The organism is Modestobacter sp. DSM 44400, from assembly GCF_900107175.1.
Lineage (GTDB): Bacteria > Actinomycetota > Actinomycetes > Mycobacteriales > Geodermatophilaceae > Modestobacter.
The window spans coordinates 1-2,482 of sequence record NZ_FNOZ01000135.1 but is presented as its reverse complement, the minus strand read 5'-3'; the positions used below and the strand labels follow the sequence as shown (position 1 = coordinate 2,482).

The following is a 2,482-nucleotide window of genomic DNA, read 5'->3' as shown; positions in this document are numbered from 1 at the left end:
AGCCCCATCACCTACGAGACGAGCTACAGCCCGACTACGCTGCAGCTCGCCGCGTAGGCACACATCGCGTGTCCACGATCAGGGGGCAAGGCCCGGTGTTGGAGCACCGATCCGGCATCTAGCAAGCGAGGGTGGTTCCCACCAGGGAGCCGCCCTCCTGCGTTTAGGCGGTCAGCTCTAGGCGCTCCTGGTTGGGGTTGGCGGGGCGGCTGAACTCGTAGACCTCGCCGTAGTGGTCGCAGAGGATCTCGGCCACAACGTCGGCGTAGGGCAGCCCACGGGCGTCGGCTTCAGCCTTCAGGCGCTCGACGACGCTGGTCGGGACCCGGGAGTAGAGGACCGTGCGGTCCCCCTTCGAGGGACGTCCCATCTTCGCCATGGGGCGATCTTCGTCCGCTCACTTGCAGAAAGTCGCCACCGACACGCCCAAGTCGACTCAGAGTTCGCCCGACGTCGATGACCCCGGCCCGACGACACGCTGGCGTGACCGCCACGCCCTGCCTTCCTCCGAGCGAGGCTGGCATCACCTCGACCGGAACGACCGCCTCACCGTGTGGGGGGCGCCGCCCAGGCGACGGTCAACGACGGCGGCGTCGGAATGTTTGTCGAAATCCGCCGGTCGACGATCAATAACGACAAGTATGTAATTCGATCGCAGACAACTAGGAGACTACGAAGCCTCTCGGGACAAAAGGAAAGGGCCGGAGCAAAGCTCCGACCCCAATTCCAAAGACTGGTTACACCACAAGCCTCAACAACTTGGAGTGTAGCCAAAGCAAAAGCTTTGGTGGCGGGTTTCCGCCAAGGCCCTCACCTTTTACGCCCAAATGCCCGGCAAGGCCGGATGACAGCAAGAACGGATCGCCCTCCTGGGAGGGTTGCCCACGCGTAACGAGACCGGCCGAGACCAGCTGTAGAAGCCTTGCAGCGGCGCTCAGGTCGGGCGTGCTGACGTCGTACCGAGATGCAAAGGGAACTGCGAGCAGAAGGCCCCACAGCCTTTACAAGCCCAGCCACCCCCTACCTCGATCGAGCAGCATCCAACAAACCATTCATGGTGAGTTGGTCATCCGGGTCCAAGGTGTACCTAACTGGCGTCTAGCCCACGTCGGTTGAACACAGCAGGGCAGCAACCGAAAGGTTGTTGGTGGGAGAGGCGTACCCGTGGTCTCAAAAGACCACTTGATCCGACAGAGGATCTACCCCCTTACGACAGAGCACCTAGAGCAGAGCAGTGGAGGCCCACCCGGGCCACTTTGCTAGAGGTCTCATCCGTGAGGGGGCAGGCCCATGTCTTGAGTTATGCCCCCGATGACGAAGGTAAGCCGAGCGAGCGCCAGCGAGCGAGGCCCGGCCAAATTTCGACCGGGCCCCCCTCAGGAGTTCTTGCTAGCTCCGGAACACGTACACGCCATACCTAGGGGTGCCGCTGGGTTCTGTCCAATAACCGTCATAAGACAGCTCCCGCCACGCTCGGTTCCAGTCCATACAGGTGAAGGGCCAGCGCCCCAACACGTCCACTGGCTTGCTAATTGACGATGAGCCGATCTCCACGCTGAAACAGCCAATCTCCTCGGCCAGCTCTTGGGCGTAATCCAATTCACTTTCGTACTCACCGCAGAAGCTTTCCTCAAAGTGTTCGGCCAGCTCTTCAGAAGTGAGGACGCCATATCGTCTCGCTTCATCGCATACCAAACAGCGAAGGCACCACCGTGCTCGTTGATCAGTTCAGCAATGACGACAACGGTCTCTGTGGTTTCGTACTCACCGAGGTTGATCGGGCCGAAACCCTCGTAGTCATGGATCACCCATTCTTCGGGCACCCCGGCGGAAAGATATTTTATAGACGGAGACGAACAGAGCATCGCTTGAATTTCAGCGTGCACGTCGTCAACGTCCTTACCCTGTAGGTCGATCCACTCGCCGTGCAGAATCCCGGCGTTGTAGTCGGACAACGATGCGACGTAAATTCGGGTCTCTGGCTTGGGTATTATCTGCTCAGTATTCAAGGGTATCTCCTTGGTGCTCATGCCCCGGCCGCGGTAACGGTGCGGGGCTCTTTTCTTTTCAGCGAAGCGTCTCCGCTTCTTTGGCGGAGACGACAAATGCCCTTTGCTCGCACAGTTCGTCGGGTCAAGCAGCGGAAGCCCACTTGTTGCTTGGCGGAGTTGAACAAAAAAGCAGTGAGCGCGCAGCGCTCTCCGAAGATGCCGCCGCAAGAAGTTGGCGGGAGCGCTTGAGGCGACGAACTGGGTGGGCACCACGACGCCGGCAGGCGTCGCATGAGCGCAGAGCGCTCGACAACAGAGCCCGCAGGGCTACATTTCTCTTTGGCCGAGCGAGCAACGCGAGCGAGGCCCGGCCAAAGCTGACCGGGCCTGATGCTCTTAGCCTCGATCTTCCGTGATCTTGATGCGGAGCATGATCATCGGCTTCTGGTCCCGTGTGGGCGTCAGGATGGCATTGGGGTGTGACGGATCGG

General features: G+C 60.4%; 2 protein-coding genes. Both read right to left on the bottom strand.

Annotated features, from left to right (window positions below; all coding sequences use genetic code 11):
* Positions 1-163: 163 nt before the first annotated feature.
* Positions 164-379 carry a hypothetical protein gene (locus BLW04_RS25200; protein WP_091548364.1) on the bottom strand — a complete coding sequence of 72 codons (216 nt, stop codon included), beginning with the start codon at positions 377-379 and terminating at the stop codon, positions 164-166.
* Positions 380-1,376: 997 nt separating this feature from the next.
* On the bottom strand, positions 1,377-2,030 hold the full coding sequence (locus BLW04_RS25195; RefSeq protein ID WP_091548362.1) for an antirestriction protein ArdA: 654 nt from the start codon (positions 2,028-2,030) through the stop codon (positions 1,377-1,379).
* Between the last annotated feature and the right edge of the window lie 452 nt (positions 2,031-2,482).

Bases quoted from the DNA above. Each gene is read 5' to 3' on its own strand.
- BLW04_RS25200 (WP_091548364.1), bottom strand. From the start codon at position 379: ATGGCGAAGATGGGACGTCCCTCGAAGGGGGACCGCACGGTCCTCTAC.
- BLW04_RS25195 (WP_091548362.1), bottom strand. From the start codon at position 2,030: ATGAGCACCAAGGAGATACCCTTGAATACTGAGCAGATAATACCCAAG.